This window comes from Hymenobacter nivis (assembly GCF_006439025.1).
GTDB classification, from domain to species: Bacteria; Bacteroidota; Bacteroidia; order Cytophagales; family Hymenobacteraceae; genus Hymenobacter; species Hymenobacter nivis_A.
The window spans coordinates 230,264-251,959 of record NZ_RCYZ01000003.1; the positions used below are offsets into that span (position 1 = coordinate 230,264).

Annotated in this window: 19 protein-coding genes and 1 tRNA gene; 14 read left to right on the plus strand and 6 right to left on the minus strand. The window is 66.0% G+C overall.

Annotated elements, in window-relative coordinates:
- Positions 1-151: 151 nt before the first annotated feature.
- Positions 152-227, minus strand: a tRNA-Lys gene (locus EAH73_RS08830).
- Positions 228-395: 168 nt separating this feature from the next.
- On the opposite strand from EAH73_RS08830, the gene EAH73_RS08835 reads away from it, so the two are divergent.
- The gene (locus tag EAH73_RS08835) at positions 396-1,076 is read left to right on the plus strand and encodes a hypothetical protein (RefSeq protein WP_161599488.1); all 681 of its coding nucleotides are present in this window, start codon (positions 396-398) and stop codon (positions 1,074-1,076) included.
- Between the two features lie 84 nt (positions 1,077-1,160).
- Here the strand turns inward: EAH73_RS08835 and EAH73_RS08840 are convergent, their stop codons facing one another.
- On the minus strand, positions 1,161-1,961 hold the full coding sequence (locus EAH73_RS08840; protein WP_140466130.1) for an SDR family oxidoreductase: 801 nt from the start codon (positions 1,959-1,961) through the stop codon (positions 1,161-1,163).
- 175 nt (positions 1,962-2,136) lie between these two features.
- Between EAH73_RS08840 and EAH73_RS23970 the strand changes: the two genes are divergently transcribed.
- The 5 genes from EAH73_RS23970 (at position 2,137) to EAH73_RS08865 (ending at position 10,419) form a co-directional block, all read left to right on the plus strand.
- Positions 2,137-4,401, plus strand: coding sequence for a GEVED domain-containing protein (locus EAH73_RS23970; protein WP_140466131.1), 2,265 nt, complete (start codon positions 2,137-2,139; stop codon positions 4,399-4,401).
- Positions 4,402-4,501: 100 nt separating this feature from the next.
- Positions 4,502-7,951, plus strand: a complete 3,450-nt coding sequence (locus tag EAH73_RS08850; RefSeq protein WP_140466132.1) for a gliding motility-associated C-terminal domain-containing protein — start codon at positions 4,502-4,504, stop codon at positions 7,949-7,951.
- Positions 7,952-8,101: 150 nt separating this feature from the next.
- Positions 8,102-9,514: a 23S rRNA (uracil(1939)-C(5))-methyltransferase RlmD gene (gene rlmD, locus EAH73_RS08855; RefSeq protein ID WP_140466133.1), complete on the plus strand. Its 1,413-nt coding sequence runs from the start codon at positions 8,102-8,104 to the stop codon at positions 9,512-9,514.
- Between the two features lie 7 nt (positions 9,515-9,521).
- Positions 9,522-10,067, plus strand: a complete 546-nt coding sequence (locus EAH73_RS08860) for a hypothetical protein (protein ID WP_140466134.1) — start codon at positions 9,522-9,524, stop codon at positions 10,065-10,067.
- Positions 10,045-10,419: a hypothetical protein gene (locus tag EAH73_RS08865; RefSeq protein ID WP_140466135.1), complete on the plus strand. Its 375-nt coding sequence runs from the start codon at positions 10,045-10,047 to the stop codon at positions 10,417-10,419. The genes EAH73_RS08860 and EAH73_RS08865 overlap by 23 nt, the downstream gene beginning before the upstream one ends.
- A gap of 145 nt (positions 10,420-10,564) precedes the next feature.
- On the opposite strand, the gene thiL is transcribed toward EAH73_RS08865, so the two are convergent.
- Positions 10,565-11,593, minus strand: coding sequence for a thiamine-phosphate kinase (gene thiL, locus EAH73_RS08870; RefSeq protein WP_140466136.1), 1,029 nt, complete (start codon positions 11,591-11,593; stop codon positions 10,565-10,567).
- Between the two features lie 151 nt (positions 11,594-11,744).
- Between thiL and EAH73_RS08875 the strand changes: the two genes are divergently transcribed.
- The 3 genes from EAH73_RS08875 to EAH73_RS23025 all read left to right on the plus strand — a co-directional run bounded on the left by EAH73_RS08875 (position 11,745) and on the right by EAH73_RS23025 (position 13,087).
- Positions 11,745-12,374, plus strand: a complete 630-nt coding sequence (locus EAH73_RS08875; RefSeq protein ID WP_140466137.1) for a hypothetical protein — start codon at positions 11,745-11,747, stop codon at positions 12,372-12,374.
- 89 nt (positions 12,375-12,463) lie between these two features.
- Complete coding sequence (locus EAH73_RS08880; protein ID WP_140466138.1) at positions 12,464-12,784, plus strand: hypothetical protein; 321 nt, start codon at positions 12,464-12,466, stop codon at positions 12,782-12,784.
- Between the two features lie 129 nt (positions 12,785-12,913).
- The gene (locus tag EAH73_RS23025; protein ID WP_161599489.1) at positions 12,914-13,087 is read left to right on the plus strand and encodes a hypothetical protein; all 174 of its coding nucleotides are present in this window, start codon (positions 12,914-12,916) and stop codon (positions 13,085-13,087) included.
- Between the two features lie 82 nt (positions 13,088-13,169).
- On the opposite strand, the gene EAH73_RS08885 is transcribed toward EAH73_RS23025, so the two are convergent.
- Together EAH73_RS08885 and EAH73_RS08890 are read right to left on the minus strand one after the other, a co-directional pair.
- Complete coding sequence (locus tag EAH73_RS08885) at positions 13,170-14,912, minus strand: M3 family oligoendopeptidase (RefSeq protein WP_140466139.1); 1,743 nt, start codon at positions 14,910-14,912, stop codon at positions 13,170-13,172.
- A gap of 149 nt (positions 14,913-15,061) precedes the next feature.
- Positions 15,062-16,165: a ferredoxin--NADP reductase gene (locus tag EAH73_RS08890; protein WP_140466140.1), complete on the minus strand. Its 1,104-nt coding sequence runs from the start codon at positions 16,163-16,165 to the stop codon at positions 15,062-15,064.
- A 170-nt stretch (positions 16,166-16,335) separates the two neighbouring features.
- Here EAH73_RS08890 and EAH73_RS08895 point away from each other — a divergent pair, with 170 nt between their 5' ends.
- Complete coding sequence (locus EAH73_RS08895; protein WP_140466141.1) at positions 16,336-17,019, plus strand: peptidoglycan DD-metalloendopeptidase family protein; 684 nt, start codon at positions 16,336-16,338, stop codon at positions 17,017-17,019.
- A gap of 148 nt (positions 17,020-17,167) precedes the next feature.
- Here EAH73_RS08895 and EAH73_RS08900 read toward each other — a convergent pair whose 3' ends face one another.
- Entirely contained in the window at positions 17,168-18,385 is a 1,218-nt protein-coding gene (locus tag EAH73_RS08900; RefSeq protein WP_140466142.1) for an ABC transporter permease, read from the minus strand.
- An 82-nt stretch (positions 18,386-18,467) separates the two neighbouring features.
- On the opposite strand from EAH73_RS08900, the gene EAH73_RS08905 reads away from it, so the two are divergent.
- From EAH73_RS08905 to EAH73_RS08920, 4 genes are all read left to right on the plus strand, one after another.
- Positions 18,468-19,697 (plus strand): exo-beta-N-acetylmuramidase NamZ domain-containing protein, encoded by a 1,230-nt coding sequence (locus tag EAH73_RS08905; RefSeq protein WP_140466143.1) that lies wholly within the window; start codon positions 18,468-18,470, stop codon positions 19,695-19,697.
- A 111-nt stretch (positions 19,698-19,808) separates the two neighbouring features.
- The gene (fmt, locus tag EAH73_RS08910; RefSeq protein WP_193560197.1) at positions 19,809-20,732 is read left to right on the plus strand and encodes a methionyl-tRNA formyltransferase; all 924 of its coding nucleotides are present in this window, start codon (positions 19,809-19,811) and stop codon (positions 20,730-20,732) included.
- 1 nt (position 20,733) lies between these two features.
- Positions 20,734-21,225 carry a dihydrofolate reductase gene (locus EAH73_RS08915; protein ID WP_140466144.1) on the plus strand — a complete coding sequence of 164 codons (492 nt, stop codon included), beginning with the start codon at positions 20,734-20,736 and terminating at the stop codon, positions 21,223-21,225.
- A gap of 25 nt (positions 21,226-21,250) precedes the next feature.
- On the plus strand, positions 21,251-21,658 hold the full coding sequence (locus EAH73_RS08920; RefSeq protein WP_140466145.1) for a GNAT family N-acetyltransferase: 408 nt from the start codon (positions 21,251-21,253) through the stop codon (positions 21,656-21,658).
- The last annotated feature ends 38 nt before the right edge of the window (positions 21,659-21,696 follow it).

Here is a 21,696-nt window from a genome sequence, read left to right on the forward strand (position 1 = left end):
GCGCGCCGGGCGGCCCCACGCCGCGGCCCACTACCCCCGCCCTATCCTATTTTCCGACGATGCTTTCCAACTTCCTGGCCCTTTCTTTCTCCTACCGCACCCCGGCAAATACGGACGCAAAAAAGCCCCTGCCGTTACCGACAGGGGCTTTTGGTGATCCCGCTGGGATTCGAACCCAGGACCCGTACATTAAAAGTGTACTGCTCTACCAGCTGAGCTACAGAATCGTTTTGGAGGAAACAAGTAAGGCGTTTCCTTCTTTGTGGGTACAAAAGTACAGCAACCTTTTGGGCTACGCAACACCAACGCAAAAAAAAGTGCCTTGGCACTTTGCTGGGGCCCTATTGCTAGGGTTTATGGCGCTGCCTTTCTGGGGATTGGGTGCTGACGGCGGCTTGAAAAAAAATTTGCCGGCAACCGCGGCGGCTACTGCCGGGGCCCCACTTGGCGTCGATTCGCTGCTGGCGGCGCGCCAGTACGCGGCGGCCACGGCCCTGCTGCGGCGGCAAGTGTGGGGGCAGCAGCGGGCCTCGGCGCGGGCGCTGCTGCAGCTGGCCTACGCCCAGCAGCAGCTGGGCCACTACCCGGCCGCGCTGCTATACCTGGGCTTGGCACAGGCCCGCCAGCCCCGCCTCGATACCTGGCGGCAGCAGGCCGCGCTGGCCGCCCGGCACCGCCTGGTGGGCTACCCCACCACCTGGCAGCAGGAACTGCGCGTGCGCGCCCAGCGCTACTACTACCCCGGCCTGCAGCTGCTGCTGGCCGGGGCCGTGCTGGGGGCCGTGGGGCTGGGGTGGCGCTGGCGGCGCACCCGCCCGGCCGCCTGGCTCGGCTACGCGGGCTACCTGGGGGTGGCGGGGGCCTACCTGCTGGCCCTGGCTCCGGCCCCGGTGGGCCTGGTGGCCCGCCCGGGCGCGGTGCTGATGGCCGGGCCGGGCGCGGGCGCGGCCTGGCTGAGCACCGCCGCGGCCGGCGACCGCCTGCTGGTGCTGGGCCACGAAGACATTTGGCTACGCGTGCGCTGGCAGGACCGCGTGGCCTACGTGCGCGAAGCCGACACCTTCGTTATCGAGTAGCGCGGCCCCGTGAAACGCCGAACGGCCGGGGCCCTAGGGCCCCGGCCGTTCTATGCGTTAGGGAAATGCAGCGGCCCTGGGGCCTTAAAAGTCGCCTTCTTCTTTACGGAAGTTATTTAGCACCATCTTATCCATCAGGCCTGGCAGCCACTTGTTTAGAAAGACCACCAATTTTCCTTCTCCGGTGAGCACCATGGTGCGGCGGCGCTGGGCCACGGCGCGCAGCAGATGGGCGGCCACTTCCTCGCTGCTCATCATCTGGCCCTCGTCGCGGGGGGTTTCGTTTTGGGGCTGGCCGTTGGCCACCAGGGCCGCGTGGCGGATGTTGGAGGCCGTGAAGCCCGGGGCGGCCGTGAGCACGTTCACGCCCGCGGGCAGCAGCTCGGTGCGCAGGGCTTCGAGGAAGCCATTCATGGCAAACTTGGAGGCCGAGTAGCCCGTGCGCCCCGGCAGCCCCCGGTAGCCGGCGATGCTGCTGATGCCCACCACCGTGCCCTTGCGGGCCAGCAGGTGCGGCAGGGCGGCCTTGGTGGTGTACACGGTGCCGAAGAAGTTGGTTTGCATGAGCTGCTCCAGCACCTTCACGTCCACATCGGCAAACTTGGCGCGCATGCTCAGGCCGGCGTTGTTGATGAGCACGTCGAGCCCCCCGAAGCGGGCCACGGTGTCGACCACGGCGCGGGCGGCGGCGGCGGCATCGCCCACGTCGGCCTGCACGGTGAGGTGGGCGATGCCGGCGGCGGCCAGGGCCCCGGCGGTGTCGGCGAGGCGGGCCGCGTCGCGGCCAGTCACGGCCACGGCGTAGCCGGCGCGGCCGAAGGCCAGGGCGCAGGCCCGACCAATGCCGGAGGTGCCCCCGGTGATGAGCACAGTTTTTTGAGACATAGCAAACGCTGAAAAGAACGCCCAAAAATACGCCCGCCCGCGCCGCACGGGGCCCTGGCCCGCACGGGCCGGAAACCCGGCGACGAAAAATGCTCATTGGCCGACTCTTACGCGGGGGCCCTGGTTTCATTCTTACATTTAACCACGGAAAAAATCTACCCTTCGCTCCCTGCTTATGCGCCACGGTGTACGCCTTTGGAAATCGTTGCTGGCGGCCGCTGTGCTGGCGGCGCTGGGGGCCCCGGCGGCCCGCGCTCAAACCTGCCCGGCGGCGGCCGCCTGCACCCCGGGCCCGGCCGGCGCGGCAACCGGCGCAGTCACGGCCTTCAACATGGGCATCCTCAACGTGACGCTGGGCAGCATCAACAACACCACCCTGGGGCAAGCCGACGGCTACCAGGACTACAGCTGCCGCGCGCCCGGTACCACCACGGCCACCACGCTCACAGTGGGCCAGAACTACACCCTCGCCGTGCGCACCAGCCTCAACAACAACGAGACGGTGCTGGCCTGGATTGACTACAACAACGACGGCGCGTTCGACCCCGTGACGGAGGTGATTATGGCCGCCACCCCGGCCACCGGCACGGGCACGGCCGGGGGCCTGCACGCCGCCACCTTTGCCCCGCCCGCCACGGCCCGCACCGGGGTGCCGTTGCGCCTGCGCATCGCCGCCGATTACACCAACAGCCCCGTGCCCACGCCGTGCTCCACGCCCCAGTTCTCGCAGGACGAGGACTACGCCGTGACGCTGGCCGCCAGCACCGGGCCGCCGGTGGCGGCCTTCACCACCAACGGCACTACCACCTGCTCGGGCTGCGTGCAGTTCGCCGATGCCAGCCAGGGCCTGCCCACCTCGTGGGTGTGGAGCTTTGGCGACGGCACCGCCAGCACCGCCCAAAACCCCAGCCACTGCTACGCCGCCGCGGGCACCTACCGGGTGCAGCTCACGGTGGCCAACGGCAACGGCAACGCCATCAGCGCGGCCACCACCATTACCTACCCCGGCACCGCGCCCGCCGCCACCTGCGCGCCGGCCACCACCGCCTACTGCTGCCTCTACGGCGTGGTGCGCGTGCGCCTGGGGGCCCTCGACAATGCCTCGGCCGACGGCAGCGCGGGCTACCAGGACTTTAGCTGCGCCCAGCGCGCCACCCTAACCGTGGGCACAACCTACACGCTGCAAGTGACCACGGGCGGCACCCTGCCCCACGACACCCGCGTTTACCTCGACCTGAACAACGACGGCGCCTTTGCGGCCTCCGAGCTGGTGGGACAGGCCCTGAACACGGCCAGCCCCACGTTTTCGCTGAAGCTGCCCGCCACCGCGCCGCTGGGCCAGCCGTTGCGCCTGCGCCTGGTGGCCGACTACGTGGGCAGCGACCCGCAGCCCTGCAAGGCCCCCACCAACGGCCAGGTGGAGGACTACAGCGTGGTGCCGGCGGCCAACCTCAACCCGCCGGTGGCCGCCTTCGCCTCGACCTACGTGAGCGGGGGCTGCGTGAACCCCGTGCAGTTCACCGACCAGACCACCAACGCGCCCACGGCCTGGCGCTGGGATTTTGGCGACGGCACCACCAGCACCCAGCAAAACCCAACGCACCAGTTTGCCGCCGGCACCTACACGGTGGCCCTCACCGCCACCAGCGCCAATGGCACGAGCAGCACCTCGCGGGCGGGCTTCGTCATCAGCGTGCCCTGCCTAAGTTACTGCGCCTCAAACGGCACGGGCTTCGGGGCGGGCACCAGCAGCCCCCTCTGGATCACCAACGTGAGCGCCGCGCCGGGCGGCTTCAGCAACGCCAGCGGGCTGGAGCCCGGCGGCTACGGCAGCTACGTGGCCAAAACCATTACGCTGGCCGCGGGCACCACCGCCACCCTCACGGTGGGCGTCAGCAGCGTCGCCACGCACCGCACGGTGGCCTGGGCCGACTTCAACCAGGACGGGATATTTGCGGATAACGAGCTACTGTTCAGCACCACCGCGAGCGGCAACACCTATGCGGGCACCTTCACACTGCCCGCCACCGCCCGCCTGGGCAGCACCCGCCTGCGCATAGAAACCGACCAGACCACCCGGGCTCCCGACCCCTGCGCCGCTGACATCGCCAACGGCGAAGTGGAGGACTACACCCTGCTCGTTCAGCCGGCCACCCCTACCGCCACGGCGGCCACGGCGGCCCTGCCCGGCCTCACGGTGGCGCCCAACCCCACCGCCGACGGCCGCCTGCGCCTGCACTTGGCCGGCGCCGGGGCCCCCGGGCCCTACGCCGTAGAAGTACAGAACCTGCTGGGGGCCACCCTACTCACCACCGCCGTCCGCCTGGCCCCCGGCACCGACGCCACCCTCGACCTGGGGCCCCTGGCCGCCGGCCTGTACCTGCTGCGCCTGCGCGACCCCCAGGGCCAGGTGGCCGTGCGCCGCGTGGTGCGCGAGTAGGCGGCTGGTCCATAATTTAGGCCGTCGTGCCCAGCTGGTGGGGCTCGGCGCCCCACCGGGCTGAGGCTTCTTTTCCTGCTTGCTGCTTCTGTTTTTCAATATGCTAACAATTCTACTTCGGCGGTTTTGGGGCCTGGGGGCCCTGCTGGTTTTATTGGTGCTGGGCCTGGCCGGGCCGGCGCGGGCCACCCATTTGCTGGGCGGCGAAATGAGCTACCGCTACCTCGACGCCAACGGGCCGGCCGCGGCCCCGTTCCGCTACGAGCTGACGGTGACCATCTACAACAACTCGCTGCCGGGGGCGGCCCAGCCCAACAACGAGGCCATCGTCGGCATCTACAACCGCACCACCGGGGCCCAGATTGTGCTCACCGCCACGAACTACCCGCGCATCGCGGCGCAGGGCGGCACGCCCGGGCTGATGAGCATCGCCTCCACCTCGCTCTCGCAGGTGCTGCTGCCGCCCACGGCCACGGGCTGCACCGTAACGGGGCCCCAGCAGCCGTTTCGCCTCCAGAAATTTGTGGGCGTGGTGAACCTGCCGGTGTCGTTTGACGGCTACTACGCGGTGTTTACGCGCAGCGCCCGCAACGTGGACGTGACCAACCTGAACGCCAGCAGCAACAACCAGCCCCTGACCCTGTACACGAGCATGGCCCCAGCCCTGCTGCCCAACCACGCGCCGGTGTTTTCCGACACGGCCGTGGCCGTGGTGTGCCAGAACGATACGACCATCAGCCTCAACAACGCCGTGGACGCCGACGGCGACCGGCTGGTGTACACCTTCGGCTCGCCTTATGGGCAGTTTGCCAGCTCGGGCTCGAACCTACCCCGGCAGTTTCCGCCCCTGCCGCTGGCCATTAGCTACAACGCCGGCTACTCGCTGGCCAACCCCTTCGGCAGGGGCCCCGGCAATTTCGCGCTGCTGAACGCCAACACCGGCGTGGCCCGCTACGGGGCCGCCAACCAGGGCAAGTACGTGGTGGCCGTGGACGTGGCCGAGTACCGTACCATCAACGGGCGGGAGGTGCTCATTGGCACCACGCGGCGCGACTTGCAGCTGGTGGTGGCCCTGTGCCCGGCCACGCAAGCCCCGGCCCTTGCCCCGGCCGTCACGCTGCCCCGCGCCTACACCATCGAGGAAGGCCAGGCGCTGACCATTCCCATCACGGCCACCCAGCCGGCCGGTAATCCCTTGGTGCTCACCGCCAACAGCGCCCTGCTCGACGGGGCGGGCGGCTTTAGTGCCACCTTCAACGGCAGCCCGGGCACAGTGGCAGCGGGCGGCCTCACGGGCACGGCCACGGCCACCGGCCGCGGCACTGTGGCGGGCACGTTCGTGTACAATTCGGCCTGCGGCGAAGCCCGCGCCACGCCCTACGACGTGGCCCTGACCGTACGCGACGTGGCCTGCGGCGGCAAAACCGTGGCCGACGTGCTGCGCATCACCGTGACGCGGGCCGCGGGCCCCACGGCCATTGCCGGCGATGCCACCGCTTGCACCCAAACCGCCCACGCCTACACCGCCAACGGCGCCACGGCCACCTACCGCTGGCGTGCCACGGGCGGCACCGTGGTAGGCAACGCCACGGGCCCCACGGTGCAGGTGCTGTGGGGCCCCGCCGGCACCGGCACGCTGGTGGCCCGGGGCGTATCGACCTACGGCTGCCTCACCGATTCAACCAGCCTGCCGGTGGCCATTCTGGCGGCCCCGGTGCTGGCCGTGGTGGGCCCGCTCAGCGTCTGCCAAGGCGCCGCTACTACGCTGAGCGTGAGCGGCGGGGGGCCCTACATCCTCACCGGCGGCGGCACTACCCAAACCGGCCCGGGGCCCTTCGTGGTGGCTCCTACCCAAACCACGACTTACACCATTACGGGCGCGGCCAACCCCAGCGGGTGCGTCGGCACCGTCCAAGCAACGGTAACCGTGCTGCCGCTGCCCACCGTGGTGCCGGGCGCGGCGGTGGCCATTTGCTCGGGCGGCACGGGGCAGCTGGGGGCCCCGGCGGTGCAGGGCGTCACGTATAGTTGGAGTCCCGCCACGGGCCTCAGCAACCCGGCCAGCGCCAACCCCACCGTGACGCTGACCAACGCCACGGCCGGGGCCCTCACCGTCACCTACACCCTCACGGCTACGCTGGTCACCGGCTGCACGGCCAGCGGCACGGTGGCCGTTACCGTCAGCCCCGTGCCGGTGGTGCGCGCGGGCACGGCCGCCACCGTGTGCGCCGGCCAACCCGTGACGCTGGGGGCCCCCGCCCAAACCGGCTTCACCTACGCCTGGACGCCGACCGCGGGCCTGAGCAGCGCCACCGCAGCCCGGCCCGTGTACACCGCCATTAACACCACCGGGGCCCCCATCGTGGTAAAGTTCCGGGTGACGGGTACCTCGCCCCAGGGCTGCGCCGGGCGCGATTCGGTGCTGATTACCGTGAACCCACTGCCGCCCCAGCGCACCATCACCGGGCCGGCCTTCGTCTGCGACCCGTCGCAGGAATTCACGGGCACCTACGCGGTGGCGGGGGCCAGCGCCACTTCCACCTACCAGTGGGCGGTGGTGGGCGGCACCCTTACCGGCGGGCAGGGCACGGCCCAGGTCACGGTGCGCTTCGCCTCCGGGGCCCCCAGCCGCTCGCTGAGCGTGGTGGAAACCTCGGCCTTCGGCTGCACGGGCACGGCGGTTTCCAGCCTGAATATCCTGCTCGACCAGCCCACCATCAGCCTCACCACGGCCTCGGTGGACGCGACTAGCAACGCCCGCATCATCCTCACCTTCAGCGTACCCAACGGCCAAAACACGCCCAACCAGGTGCAGGTACTACGCCGCGTGGCGGGCACCGGGGCCTTCGCCGTGGTGGGCACCGTGGCCCCCACCGCCACCACCTACACCGACGCCAACGCGGTAGACGCCGGCGCTAATTCCTACGAGTACCAGCTCTCCCTCGCCAATGGCTGCGGCACGGTGCTGACCACCGCCGTGGCCCAAACCGTGCGCCTGCAGGCCACCGCCACGGCCGGCGCGGGCGGCTTCAGCCAGGGCAGCGTGTCCTTGAACTGGAACCCCTACGTCGGCTTCGCGGTGAGCGGCTACCGCGTCTATCGCCGCCTCGATGGGGCCCCGGCGGCGCTGCTGGCCACCGTGCCGGCCACCACGCTCACGTACACGGTGCCCAACGGGGCCCTGGATACGAGCAGCGACGGCGCCGGCTTTGCCCAGTATTTCCGGGTAATCGCCTTCAGCACCAACGACACGCCGCTGCTCTCCAATTCCAACGAGGCCCTGGTGAGCTTCGCTAACCCGCTGGCATTCTACAACATCATCACCCCGAACGGCGACAACCGCAACGACCGCCTCGTGATTGACAACGTGGCCCTCTACCCCGGCAACTCGCTCACCATCTTCAACCGCTGGGGCCGCGAGGTGTACGCCGCCACCAACTACCAAAACACCTGGGGCGACGCCCCCGACGTAGCCCCGGGCAAGTACTACTACCTCTTCAAGCTGGCCGACGGCAGCACCACCAAAGGCTGGGTAGAAGTGGTGAAATAGGGCCCCGGGCTGAGAAAACGCAACAGGTGCTGGGGGCCCTAACCGATAAGTTTTGGGGCCCCCAGCAGTGCCCAGCACCATCCGTTTTCATTCGTTAAATGTGCACAATTCGCGGTTCGGACATTCCGGGGGTTATTTTTGCGGCTCCTTATGAGCAAATTCAAAAATATCCCCGCCGAGCTGCTGCGCAACGTCAAAATCCAGGACATGGTGGCCGAGGGCAAGTGCCTGGTACGCCTCGAAAACCTGGTGATTTTCGTAAGCCAAGTGGCCCCCGGCGACGTGGTGGACCTGCGCGTGACGAAGGCCAAAAAGAACTTCCTGGAGGCCGTGCCCACGAAGTTCTACCAGTACTCCGAGCTGCGCGTGGAGCCCTTTTGCCAGCACTTCGGCACCTGCGGCGGCTGCAAGTGGCAGCACTTGAGCTACGACGCCCAGCTGCGCTACAAGCAGCAGCAGGTGGAAGACCAGCTCAGCCGCATCGGCAAGGTCGAGCTGCCCGAAATCGCCCAGATTCTGCCCTCGCCGGCCCGCACCTACTACCGCAACAAGCTCGAATTCACGTTCAGCGACAACGGCTGGCTGACCACCGAGCAGATCAACGACGATTCGCGCACCTACAACCGCGAGGTGGTGGGCTTCCACACCCCGGCCCGGTTCGACAAGATCATCGACGTGGAGCACTGCTGGTTGCAGCCCGAGCCGAGCAACGAAATCCGCCTCTTCATCCGCGACTACGCCCACCAGCACGGCCTGCCGTTCAACAACCTGGTGCGCCAAACCGGCTTGCTGCGCAACCTCATCGTGCGCACGGCCCAGAGCACCGGCGAAACGATGGTGATTTTGCAGTGCTACCACGCCCACGACGCCATCGAGCCGCTGCTGGACGCCGTGCTGGCCAAGTTCCCCGAAATCACGTCGCTCAACTACGTGCTGAACAGCAAGGGCAACGAAACCTTCCACGACCTGGAGGTGGTGTGCTACCGCGGCAAGCCCTACATCGAGGAGGACATGGAAGGCCTGCGCTTCCGCATCGGCCCCAAGTCGTTCTACCAAACCAACTCCGCCGGGGCCCACCAGCTGTATAAAGTGGCCCGCGACTTCGCCGATTTGCAGGGCACCGAGCTGGTGTACGACCTCTACACCGGGGCCGGCACCATCGCCAGCTTCGTGGCCAAAAAGGCCCGCAAGGTCATCGGCGTGGAGTACGTGGAGCAGGCCGTGGCCGACGCCCACGTGAACGCCGAAATCAACGGCATCACGAACACGGAGTTCTACGCCGGCGACATGAAGGACATCCTCACCGCCGCCTTCACCGAAACCCACGGCCGCCCCGACCTCATCATCACCGACCCGCCCCGCGCCGGCATGCACCCCGACGTGGTGCAGCGCCTGCTGGAGCTGCGCACCCCGCGCATCGTCTACATCAGCTGCAACCCAGGCACCCAGGCCCGCGACCTAGAACTGCTCGACCCCGCCTACCGCGTCACCCGCGTGCAACCCGTGGACATGTTCCCCCACACCCACCACGTAGAGAATGTGGTGCTGCTAGAGTTGAAGTAATTCGTTTATGGACGAGGACATTTGGCATCAATCCATTTTTAATCGAAAACTGATTGTAAAACGTGATTGGTTTGCCGACGTGTTTGGCCTCATTCCATACGTATTACCCCTTTTAATAAGCGGCTTATTCTTATTCTCTAAAAACGGAAGCATCGTTTCATTTGCCTTCTTCTTTCTATTTTCCTGCACTGTTTTTCAAGGAATTTATTCTTTACACCAAGAAAACAACTTGTCGGAAATACAAACAGAATACTCAGCTGCGCATAACAAACAGGCGCTGCTTTTCGCAATAGATCACCTCAATTGGTCACTCTTAATGAATGAGGATACTACTGTGACAGCGGTAATAGACAACAGATTAGGTTTTATTAATCAAAACCTAATTGCGCTAATTACAGATCAGGCTATTTATTTCAACATTAAGCACGAAGGCACCAGTAAAGGCAGAGTGCCTTTCTTCTTTGGTTTAAACGAGAAAAGAGGCATTCAATTAGTTCAGGCAATTGAGCAATATAATTTCGATCAAAACAATGGATTACTTCAACGACCCTGAACTGAACGGCAAATACCTGGGCACCATCACCAAGGATTTTGCGACCGTATCCGATACGCTGAAGGAGGCGTCGTACCAGATTCGCAAGCGCGACATCAGCAAATACCCCATCTTCGTGTTTGCCAAGCAGGAGGTGCCGCTGGGCAGCCTACTGGTGAACGCCGACGAGCTGAACCTGCAGTGGCACGTGTACGCCAGCTACGTCGAATTATTTATCCAGCAAGGCATTATCGGCGCCGATGGCGTTGACAGCTTCGAGGAGAATTACAAGAACGCCGACGAGTTTTGCTGCTTGTTTGTGCTGGATGAGGAGTTCACGAAATTCGTGTTCGTGCCCTACCCGGAGGATTAATTCCCCTCTCTGTCATCCTGAACGCAGTGAAGGATCTGAGGACAGCCGAACGGCTTGCAGTGAATAATTACTGCGCGTCGTTTCGCTGTCCTCAGATCCTTCACTGCGTTCAGGATGACAGGATTGGCGAATTAATTACCTCTACCTAAAATGCTTTCCAGCCTTGGGCTTGCAGGGGCACGGCTTGGCCGGCTTTGGTGACGAGGTTTACGGCGTCGTCCTTGTCGGTGAGGTGGCCGATGATGGTGATGTCGGGGTGGTTTTTGATTTTTTCGTAGGCCGTGACGGGCAGGGTGAAAAGGAGCTCGTAGTCCTCGCCGCCGTTGAGGGCGCAGGTGAGCGGGTCGAGGTTGAACTCGGCGGCGGCTTCGAGCGTGGGGTTGGCCACCGGAATGTTGTCGGTGAACACGCGGGCCCCGGTGCCGCTGGCGGCGCACAGGTGCATCACCTCCGAGGCCAGGCCGTCGGACACGTCGATCATGCTGGTGGGCGTCAGGCCCAGCTCGCGCAGCTCGTGCACCACGTCGAGGCGGGCCTCGGGGCGGAGCTGGCGCTGCACCACGTACTCGTAGTTGTCGAGTTCGGGCTGGGCCTCGAGGTCGGCCAGAAACACTTGCTTCTCGCGCTCCAGCACTTGCAGGCCCAGGTAGGCCCCGCCGAGGTCGCCGCTCACGCAGAGCAAATCGGTGGGCTTGCCGCCCGAGCGGCGCACCGCCTGGCCGGCGGGGGCCTCGCCCAGCACCGTGATGGCCAGCGTGAGGCCGGTGCGGGTGCTGGTGGTGTCGCCGCCCACCAGGTCCACGTTGTAGGCCTCGCAGGCCAGGCGCACGCCTTCGTACAGCTCCTCGATGGCCTCCACCGAGAAGCGCGAGGGCACGGCCAAGCCTAGCACGAGCTGGGTGGGCAGGGCGTTCATGGCGGCAATGTCGGACACGTTTACGGCCACGGCCTTGTAGCCCAGGTGCTTGAGGGGGCAGAACGAGAGGTCGAAGTGCACGCCTTCCACCAGCAGGTCGGTGGTCATCACCACTTCCTGCCCGGCGGTGGGGGCCAGGATGGCGGCGTCGTCGCCGATGCCGAGCACGGTGCCGGGCTGGCGCAGGGTAATTTTTTGCTGGAGGCGGCGGATGAGGCCAAATTCGCCGAGGGCGTGGAGCGGGGTGAGGTCGGACATGGGCGGGGAGCGGGAAACGGGCCGGTGGCGGCCCGGCCCCAAAGGTACGGCCGGGGCCCCCGGGGCGTTTGGCGCGGGGCCCCGGGGGCCCGACACCACACTACGCGGTTACCTTTGCCGTTGTCATTTTCTACTTCACTTGCCCGCTGTTATGCCGCGCCCGCTTCGCTCCGCTTTTTCCATTAAATCCGTTTTGGGGGCCCTGTTAATCGTGGTGGCCTGCGCCGCCTCGTGCAAGCGCGACGGCAGCACCGCCCGCACCGCCGCCGACCCCGCCTCGGCCACTGCCGTGCAGTCGCAGCTGACGGTGCTGCGCGACTCGGCCGACGCCAAGTGGCAGGCCATGGTGGCCAGCGACGACCAGAAAATCGGCATCACCCGCCTGCTGCTCCGCGAGTTGCAGCAGCAGCCCGGCTCCAACCCCACGCAGCTGGGGGCCCTGGCTGCCGCCAACAGCCGCCTCAAGGCCCGCCGCTACACCCAAACCAACTTGCCCTCGGCCCAAATCGACGCCTACGACGCCGCCCAGGACTCGCTGCTGCACGCCCTCTACCCCGTGGCCGCGCCCGCCGGTGGGGCCCCCACCGAAAACGCCCGCAACTTCGTGGAAGGCATCCAGCAACTCGACGCCGGCGTGGCCAGCTTCCGCATTCAGTACGACCGCGCCGCCAAGCAGTACAACGCCTACCTGGCCCTGCACCAGGCCGACGTGGCCCACTTTGGCGGCAAGTACCCGGTGCCGCAGCCGCTGCCCATCTTCGAGCTGGCGGCCCCGCAGTAGAGCAAGCTTATTCCTAAATCAGAAAATTAGGCCGTTATGCAGCGCGCAGCGAAGCATAACGGCCTAATTTGTGCTTCACCACCTGATATATGTCCTTTTCCTTCAAATCATTACGTACCGCCGCGCTGCTTGCCGTAGCCGCGGCGGGCACGGCCTGCCACCGGGGCCCCAGTGCCGCGGCCTGCGGCACGCCCGCCACCGTGCGCGACCTCAGCGGCCTCGACGGCTGCGGCAAAGTACTGGAGCTAGCCGATGGTACGCGCCTGCTGCCGGCGGGGCCCGCGTGGCAAGGCTTTGCGGCTGCCGATGGCCAGCGCGTCACCATCGCCTACACGCCCCTGGCGGGCGTGATGACGACCTGCATGGCGGGCAAGTCCGTGACCATTACCTGCATCGAGGCGGCCCGGTAGCGTGTTTTTAGGGCCTTGGCCGTAGTGATGCGGCGGTGGTAGGGACGGGTACCAGTTTGGCATGATGGTTGGCAATGCAATCACAAGTTGTTGCTATTTTTTCCATCCATCTTATCAATTCCCTGCGCCATGTTAAATTTCGTATTGCGGCGGTTGCTGCCCCTGGTTGTGCTCAGTACTCTTGGTTTATCTTCTTGCGTGGTGCGCGAACCGCGTCGCGGTTATGGCTACGGCTACGACCGCCACGGTCGGCACGACCACCACGACAGACATGATCGTTACGACCGCTATGACCGCCACTAAATAGCTTGGCCCCGTGGGGCCCCAACGCAACGAGCCGCCCGGAGTATTCCGGGCGGCTCGTTGCGTTGGGGCCCTATTGCGTTTACAGCGCGGCCATCTCTTCGCGCACGAAGTCGGTCAGCGTGCGCAGGTAGTCGGTGCTGAAGTCGAAGCGAATCCCGGCAGCGGCGTAAATCTGGCCGATGGGCGCGGTGTAGCCCAGAGCCAGGGCCCGCTTGTAGGCAGCCAGGCCCTCGGCGGGGTTCTGGCGGTAGTGACGCCACACGGCAATGGCCCCGAGCTGCGCCATGGCGTACTCGATGTAGTAGAACGGCACTTCGTAGAGGTGCAGCTGCTTCTGCCACAGGTAGGGCTTGATGCCCTCCAGCCCGCGCCAATCCACGGTGCGCTGGTTAAACTCGTCGAAGATTTCCGTCCAGCGGTGGTGGCGCTCGGTTTCGGTGTGCTGCGGGTGCTCGTACACCCAGTGCTGAAACTTGTCGATGGTGGCCACCCAGGGGAAGGTTTCGAGCACGCTCTCAAGGTGCGTTTTCTTGGCCCGGCGCAGGTCTTCAGGGTTCTCAAAAAACACGTCCCAGTGGTCCATGCTGATCAGCTCCATGCTCATCGAAGCCAGCTCAGCCACTTCGGACGGCGGGTGCTTGTCGGCGCCCAGCGCCAAGTGGCGCGTGAGGAAGCTGTGCACGGCGTGGCCGCCCTCGTGCAGCATCGTCACCACGTCGCGCAAACTGCTGGTGGCGTTCATGAAAATGAACGGCACGCCGGTTTCATCCAGCGGGTAGTTGTAGCCGCCGGGGGCCTTGCCCTTGCGGCTTTCCAGGTCGAGCTGGCCCATTTGGCGCATGGTGCGCAGGCAGTCGCCCAGGTACGGGTCAAGGGCCTGAAATACGGTAATGGTCTTCTCCAACAGCTCGGCGCCGGTGGCGAAGGGGCGCAGCGGCGGCTGGCCGCTGGGGTCCACGTCGAGGTCCCAGGGGCGCAGGGCGGGCTGGTTCAGGTCCTGGCGGCGGGCCAGGTCAAGGTCGTCAATCAGGGGCACCACCGTTTCGCGGATGGCGCGGTGAAAGTTGAAGCAGTCCTGCGCCGTGTAGTCGAACCGGCCCAGCGCGGCAAACATATAGTCGCGAAAGTTCTCAAAATCAGCGTTCAGGGCCACCTGGTGGCGCAGGCCCACCAGCTCCGTGAATAGCGCGTCGAGGCTTTTGGCGTCGAGCAGGCGGCGCTGCTGCACGGCGCGCCAAGCGGTTTCGCGCACGGCGCGGTCGGGGCTCTTGAGGCGGTCGGCGGCCTGGGGCAGGGTCAGTTCCTCGCCGTCGAGCGTCACGGTCATGGCCCCGGCGGTAGCGGCATACTGCTGCTGCTTGGTGCTGATTTCGGTTTTCAGCGGGATGTTGTCGGCCCGGTAGATTTCCGACGCCCGGCGCACCGAGCGCAGAAACACGCCGTAGCGCGCCTGGTCGAGCCCGTCGAGGTAGGGCGAGGCCAGCATCTTCTCGTTCAGGGCGTGGTCGTAGGGGGCCACGCTGGGCTCAATCTCGTTCACGAAGTACTGGAACGCTTCGGAGCGGGCGGTATCCTGGGTGGCGCACGTCATGCGGATGTAGCGCCAGGCGAGGTCTTCGCTCAGCACGGCTTCCAGCTCCGAGCGGTCGAGCAGCCAGCGTTCTAGCTCCTCAGCCGAAGCCACGGGGCGGGCCGCCAGCTCCTGGAAATAGGGCTCCAGCGCCGCCCAGTCCGTTACCTGAAAATCTTCGGGCACGTAGTGGCGCGGGGGGCGCTGGGTATCGGTGGCCGAGGCGGCCGAGGGTTCAGCAAGTTGAATCATCAGAAGAAATAATAAGCAGCGCGGGGCACGAACGGGCACCGCCAACGCGGCATGCAATATCTGCAATATTCCGTAAAACAGGGCCCGGGGCCCCATGCCATGCGAAGGCCTGCAAACCCGCATCCGCGGCAAAAAGTTGCCCAGGGGCCCTAGCCGATTTCAATCACTACGTCGTCGGTTTGGGGGTGGGCCACGCAGGTGAGGATGTAGCCTAGCTTCAGTTCCGAATCCGATAAACCGTCGCGCTCATCCAGGTGTACCTTGCCGCTCAGGCACTTGCCGCGGCAGGCGGTGCAAACGCCCGCCTGGCACGAGTAGGGCAGGTCGATGTCCTGGTCAAGGGCGGCGTCGAGGATGGTGGTGCCGGCGGGCACGGCCACCACGTACTCGGCCCCTTCGTACTGCACCGTCACGCGCCGGGCCCCAGCGGGGGCATCGGCCGGGCTGGCCGATACGTCGCCGTGCGCACCGGCCGCCGCCACGGCCGCTTCCTCAAACGTGCTGGTGGAGGCCGTGAAGCTCTCCCAGTGCACGCGGCTTTCGGGCACGCCCAGCAGGTCGAATGCGGCGCGGGCCTCCGTCATCAGCCCCTCGGGCCCGCAGAGGAAATACTCGGCCTGCTCGGCCGGGAACTGGTGGCGCTGCTCCAGAATGCGCAGCAGCGTGGTGCGGTTGAGGCGGCCAGTGTGCTGGTGGGGGCCCCCGGGGCGCAGCGGCTGGCTGTACACGTGCTCCACTTGCAGGCGGCCGCGGCTGCTGGCTTCCAGCTGCGCGAGCTGATCTTTAAAGATGACGTTTTCCTCGTTGCGGTTGCCGTAAATGAGCAGCACGTGGCTGGCCGCCTCGCCGTGCAGCACGGCCTTGAGCATGGCCATCAGGGGCGTGATGCCCGAGCCGGCCCCCACCAGCACCAGCGAGCGGGCGGCCTTGGGGCTGGGCTTGAGGGTGAAGTTGCCGAGCGGGTTCATCACTTCGATTTGCTGGCCCACGCGCACGGTATCCAGCAAGTAGTTGCTCATCAGGCCACCCAGCACGCGCTTCACCGTCACGGCCAGGCGCGGGGCCTCGTGCGGAGTGCTGCTGAGCGAATAGGCGCGGCGCTCCTTTTTGCCGCCCGGGCCGCAGGGTAAAATCAGGGTCAGGAACTGGCCAGGCTGGGCCGCAATGGGCTGCCGGTCGGGCCGCTCCAGGTGAATGGTGATGGCATCGGGGGTTTCCTGGGTCAGCGCAACAACGGTCAGGGTTTGGTACATCTTAATATAGTAGCGGAGGGAATGAATACTGGAAAGCGGCGGCTGGGCACGGGCCGGGCCGCCGGGCCCCCACGGGGCGGCCGGCGGCCGGCACAAAACCGGGCCCCAAAGGTAACTTGCCGCGGCCCCAGGGGTTTCGCCACCGGGGCCCCCGCGCCAAAATCTTGCCCATGCCCACTCCTTTTCTCCGCGCCCTGGCGCTGGTTCCGGCCGCGCCGGTGGTGCCCCTGCCCCTGGGGGCCCCCAGCGCCGCCCGCCTCGATTTCACCGCCGCCAACCCGCTGCTCACCCCCGAAGCCCTGCGCGACACGCCCGCCTTCGACGCGCTGGTGCAGCAGATGCTGGCCGACCAGCACGCCGCCACCGGCCTCGGCGGCTACCTCGAAAACCGCGTTATCTATCGCCGCAGCGCCCATTTTGGGGCGGCCGAATTGGCCCGCTCCCTGCACCTGGGGGTGGACGTGTGGGTGCCCGCCGGCACACCCGTGGCCGCGCCGCTGCCCGCCATTGTGCACAGCCTAGCCGACAACAATAATTTCGGCGATTACGGCCCCACCGTTATTCTGCAGCACGAGCTGGACGGCACCGTTTTCTACAGCCTGTACGGCCACCTGAGCCGCGCTGAGTGGCTGGGCCTGCGCCCCGGCCAAACCTTGGCGGCTGGCGAAACCTTCGCCACTGTGGGGCCCTACCCCGAAAACGGCGACTGGCCCCCGCACCTGCACTTCCAGCTGATGCTGGACCTGCAAGGCCGCCAGGGCGATTTCCCCGGCGTGGCCCGGCCCGACGAGCGCGCCCAGTGGGCCGCCCGCTGCCCCGACCCGAACCTGCTGCTGCGCTCGCCGCTGCTGTAGCTTAGGCGCTGTTGAACGATGTAGCGCGGACTTTGTAGTCCGCGGCTTTCGCTTCGTCCTACCAGTCGCTGAATGGTAATTTAATTGCCCAACGATTAACCGACAGGACGAAGCGAGCGCCGCGGACTACAAAGTCCGCGCTACGTTCTTAATCGAACTTGATGGCCACTACGGGCTTAATCCGCGAGATTAAGTACGTGGGAATGAGGATGGCTAGCAGCGTGGTGCCGAAGGTGGCCACGTTGAGGATGAGCAGCACCTTGAGGTCCCAGAAAATCGGTACCCGGTCCATGTAGTAGTTCTCGGGGTCGAGCGGGATAACCTTGAAAAAGTACTGGATGGCGCAGAAACCCAGGCCTACCGCGTTGCCGATGAGCATGCCGCGCACCGTGAGCGAGAGGCCCCGGAAGAAGAAAATCCGCCGGATTTGGTTATCCGTCGAGCCCAGCGCCTTCAGCACGCCAATCATGTTGGTGCGCTCCAGAATCATGATGAAAATGGTGGCCACCATGTTGAACGTAGCCACGAAGATGATGAGCACCAAGAAGATAATGACGTTACGGTTGAGCAGCTGCAGCCAGTCGAAAAGCTGGGCGTACTGCTCGGTAATCTTGTCAATTTTCAGGTCGTAGGGCAGCGCCTCGTAGAGCTGGTCGGCGGTGCGGTCGAGGTGCTTGAAGTCCTTGAGCACCACCTCCAGGCCGCCCACCAGCGAATCGGGCCAGGCGTTCAGCTCCCGGATCTGGCGGATGTCGCCCACCACGTAGGCATCGTCGAACTCGTCGAGCCCGGTTTGGTAAATGCCGCTCACCCGGAAGCGCCGGATGCGGGGCGGGTTCTGGATGAAGTAAAACAGGGCCTCGCTGCCCACCCTGAGGTTCAGCTTGTTGGCCATCTTGCGCGAGAGCAGCACCTCGTTGCTGGCCGAGTCGGTGGGGAAGTGAAGGAACTGGCCCGCCACCAGGTTCTGGCGCATGGGCGACTGGCCCTCCTTCTCGTCGATGCCCTTCACCACCACGCCCAGCACCTCGTCGGGGGTTTTGATGATGGCCGTTTTATAGGCGTAGGCCTGCACCGTTTTCACCTGCGGGAACTGGTGCAGGCGCTTCTCCACGGACGGGGCCCCGATGGGGGCCACTTCGAGCGAATTGTTCGTATCGAAGCGCGACACCTGGAGGTGGGCGCCGAACGAAAAAATCTTGCTTTGGATCTCGTTGCGAAACCCTTGCAGGATGGCAAATGACACAATCATCACGCCCAGCCCCATGGCGATGCTGATGATGGCTATTTTTGTGACCGACGAAGTGAAGGAGCCGGAATCGGCCCCGCCGTCGATTTTGTGCGATATGTAGCGGGCAACGTTCATGCAGTGCCGTAAAGCTACGCAGATTGCGCACCCCCAAACCCAGAAGTTTCGCTTTTCACCCCAAACTAACGCCCCCGCCGCCATGCCCAGCCCTGCTTCCCTTCCTTTCGTGGCGCTGCTGCTGGCGCTGCGCACCTGCGCCGCCGCCCCCGCACCCGCTGGGGCCCCGGCCGCGGCGAGGGCCCCCAGGGCCCCAGGGGCCCCCGCGCCGGCTGGCCCGGTGGTGGGCGCGGCCCAGCTGGCCAAGTACCTGCCGCTGCTGCAAGGCAAGCGCGTGGGCCTGGTCGTCAACCAATCGAGCCGCGTGGGCAACGCCTACCTCGTGGACACGCTGCGCAGCCGCGGCGTGAACGTGGCGGCCATTTTCGCGCCCGAGCACGGCTTCCGCGGCGAGGCCGCCGACGGGGCCCTCATCCAGGACGGGCGCGACGCCCGCAGCGGCGTGCTCGTGCGCTCGCTGTACGGCAAAACCCGGAAGCCCACCCCCGAAATGCTGGCCGACGTGGACGTATTAATCTATGACATTCAAGACGTGGGGGCCCGGTTCTACACCTTCATCAGCACCCTGCACCTGGTGATGGAAGCCGCCGCCGAGCAGGGCAAATCCGTCATCGTGCTCGACCGGCCCAACCCCAACGGGGCCGCCGTGGACGGCCCCGTGCGCGAGCCCGCCTTCGTTTCATTCGTGGCCCAAGACCCGCTGCCCATTGCCCACGGCCTCACGGTGGGCGAGCTGGCGGGCATGATAAACGGCGAAAAATGGCTGGCCGGGGGCCGCCGCTGCCGCCTCACGGTGGTGCCGTTGGGCCCCGGCTACACCCACGCCACGCCCTACGCCCTGCCCGTGCGCCCCTCCCCCAACCTGCCCACGCCGCACGCCGTGGCCCTCTACCCCACCATCTGCTTGTTTGAAGGCACCAACATCAGCGTGGCCCGCGGCACCGATTTCCCGTTCGAGGCCATTGGGGGCCCCACGCAGCCGGCCAGCCGGCCGTTCACGTTCACCCCCCAGCCCAACGCCGGCTCACCCACCCCGCCCCTCAACGGCCAGCTGTGCCGCGGCCTCGATTTGCGGGGGGCCCCAGCGCCGCCCACCGGCTTCTCGGTGCAGTACCTACTCGATTTTTATCAACAGAGCACCGACAAAGCGCATTTTTTCAGCAATAAGTTTGAGCAACTGAGCGGCACGGTGGCCCTGCGCCAGCAAATCATCGCCGGCAAAACCGAGGCCGAAATCCGCGCCTCCTGGGAGCCGGGGCTGGGCCAGTACAAGCAAATGCGCCAGAAGTATCTGCTGTACCCGGAAAAATAGTTGGCCGTTGTTCGTTGCCGGTTGCCAGGCGCAAAGGGCGCTAGCCACCGGCATCTCGAACGCAGCACCTACTCGATTACTAACAACCGACAACGAATAACCGACAACTACATGCTGAACATCATTTTCATGGGCACGCCCGACTTTGCGGTGGCCACCCTGGAGGCGCTGCTGGGCTGGCCCGGTGGCCGGGTGGTGGCCGTCGTCACGGCCCCCGACCGGCCCGCTGGGCGCGGCCGCCAGCTCCAGGCCTCGGCCGTGAAGGCCGCCGCCGAGGGCCACGGCCTGCCCGTGCTGCAACCCACCAACCTAAAGTCGCCCGAATTCCAGGCCGAATTAAAAAGCTACGGCGCTGATTTGCAAGTAGTGGTGGCCTTCCGGATGCTGCCCGAGGCGGTGTGGGCCATGCCGCGGCTGGGCTCCATCAACATTCACGCCTCGCTGCTGCCGCAGTACCGCGGGGCGGCCCCCATCAACTGGGCCCTCATCCGGGGCGAAACGGAAACCGGCGTGAGCAGCTTCTTTTTGCGCCACGAAATCGACACCGGCGACCTGATTTTCCAGGACCGCGTGGCCATCCTGCCCGAGGATGATTTCGGCACGCTCTACACCAAGCTCCAGCACGCCGGGGCCCTGCTGGCGCGCCGCTCGGTGGAGGCCCTGGCCGCCGGCACCGCCCCCAGCCTGCCCCAGCAAATGGACGGCGACCTGCGCCCGGCTCCCAAAATCAGCAAGGAAACCGGCCGGCTCGACCTCACCCAGTCGGCCGTCGATTTGGTGAACCTGGTGCGGGGCCTCTCCCCGGTGCCCACGGCCTTCGCGCCGCTGCCCGACGGCCGCACGCTCAAAATATTCCGCGCTGGGGCCCTACCCGCGGGCTCGCAGGAAGAACCCGGCACCTGGGCCACCGACGGCCGCCGCTACCTGCGCGTGCGCGCCGCCGACGGCTGGCTCGACCTGCTCGACGTGCAGGCCGAGGGCAAAAAACGCATGAGCGTGGAGGAGTTTTTACGGGGTAATAAACTGGTTTTCTGAGATGGTAGCATTGGTAGTGGCCGTGGCCGATAACGACGTGATTGGCCGCGATGGGCAGCTGCCCTGGGGCCGGATGAAAACCGATTTGCAGCACTTCAAGGCCCTCACGCTGGGGCATCCGGTGGTGATGGGCCGCAAAACCTACGACAGCATCGGCCGGGCCCTGCCGGGCCGCCCCAACCTGGTGGTGACGCGCCAGGCCGGCTGGGCCGCGCCCGGCTGCGAGGCCGTGGCGTCGGTGCTGGGGGCCCTGGCCCGCGCCCAAGAGCTTGATAATGAAATGGTATGCGTCATCGGCGGCGGCGAAATCTACCGCGAAGCCCTGAACGCGGCCGACGTGGTGTACCTCACCGAAGTGCACCACGCCTTTGAGGGCGACGCCACCTTCCCGGCCCTCTCCCCCACCGCGTGGCGCGAGGAAACCCGCGAACGGCACGAAGCCGACGCCGATAACCCCTACGCTTTCAGCTTCGTGACGCTGCGCCGCCGCTGAGCCGGGGCCCCTATTTTCTTTGCTAATGGACATCCGGCCCATTCCCTTTGCCGCCACGTACCCGCTACGCCACCAGGTGCTGTGGCCCGATAAGCCGGTGGAATACTGCCACCTGCCCGATGACCCGACGGGCCAGCACTTCGGCGCATTTCAGGGCGAGGAGCTGGTGGCGGTGATTTCGCTGTTCGTGCCGGGGCCCCTGGCGCAGTTCCGCAAGTTTGCCACCCGGCCCGACTGCCAGGGACGGGGGCTGGGCACGGCGTTGCTACGCCACGTGCTAGCGGAGGCGGCCCGGCTGGGGGCCCAGCGCATTTGGTGCAGCGCCCGGCTGGCCACGCTGCCGTTCTACGAGCGGTTCGGCCTGGGACCCGACGGGCCGGCTTACGAAAAGGAGGGCATCCCCTACGTGCGGCTGCAGAAGGAATTGCCGTAACCCGGAGCCCTAAAGTGCACAAAAAAAGCCGCCCATTT

Coding starts and splice junctions, on each gene's coding strand:
- EAH73_RS08840 (WP_140466130.1), bottom strand. CDS start 1,961: ATGTCTCAAAAAACTGTGCTCATCACCGGGGGCACCTCCGGCATTGGT.
- EAH73_RS23970 (WP_140466131.1), top strand. CDS start 2,137: ATGCGCCACGGTGTACGCCTTTGGAAATCGTTGCTGGCGGCCGCTGTG.
- EAH73_RS08850 (WP_140466132.1), top strand. CDS start 4,502: ATGCTAACAATTCTACTTCGGCGGTTTTGGGGCCTGGGGGCCCTGCTG.
- rlmD (WP_140466133.1), top strand. CDS start 8,102: ATGAGCAAATTCAAAAATATCCCCGCCGAGCTGCTGCGCAACGTCAAA.
- EAH73_RS08860 (WP_140466134.1), top strand. CDS start 9,522: ATGGACGAGGACATTTGGCATCAATCCATTTTTAATCGAAAACTGATT.
- EAH73_RS08865 (WP_140466135.1), top strand. CDS start 10,045: ATGGATTACTTCAACGACCCTGAACTGAACGGCAAATACCTGGGCACC.
- thiL (WP_140466136.1), bottom strand. CDS start 11,593: ATGTCCGACCTCACCCCGCTCCACGCCCTCGGCGAATTTGGCCTCATC.
- EAH73_RS08875 (WP_140466137.1), top strand. CDS start 11,745: ATGCCGCGCCCGCTTCGCTCCGCTTTTTCCATTAAATCCGTTTTGGGG.
- EAH73_RS08880 (WP_140466138.1), top strand. CDS start 12,464: ATGTCCTTTTCCTTCAAATCATTACGTACCGCCGCGCTGCTTGCCGTA.
- EAH73_RS23025 (WP_161599489.1), top strand. CDS start 12,914: ATGTTAAATTTCGTATTGCGGCGGTTGCTGCCCCTGGTTGTGCTCAGT.
- EAH73_RS08885 (WP_140466139.1), bottom strand. CDS start 14,912: ATGATTCAACTTGCTGAACCCTCGGCCGCCTCGGCCACCGATACCCAG.
- EAH73_RS08890 (WP_140466140.1), bottom strand. CDS start 16,165: ATGTACCAAACCCTGACCGTTGTTGCGCTGACCCAGGAAACCCCCGAT.
- EAH73_RS08895 (WP_140466141.1), top strand. CDS start 16,336: ATGCCCACTCCTTTTCTCCGCGCCCTGGCGCTGGTTCCGGCCGCGCCG.
- EAH73_RS08900 (WP_140466142.1), bottom strand. CDS start 18,385: ATGAACGTTGCCCGCTACATATCGCACAAAATCGACGGCGGGGCCGAT.
- EAH73_RS08905 (WP_140466143.1), top strand. CDS start 18,468: ATGCCCAGCCCTGCTTCCCTTCCTTTCGTGGCGCTGCTGCTGGCGCTG.
- fmt (WP_193560197.1), top strand. CDS start 19,809: ATGCTGAACATCATTTTCATGGGCACGCCCGACTTTGCGGTGGCCACC.
- EAH73_RS08915 (WP_140466144.1), top strand. CDS start 20,734: ATGGTAGCATTGGTAGTGGCCGTGGCCGATAACGACGTGATTGGCCGC.
- EAH73_RS08920 (WP_140466145.1), top strand. CDS start 21,251: ATGGACATCCGGCCCATTCCCTTTGCCGCCACGTACCCGCTACGCCAC.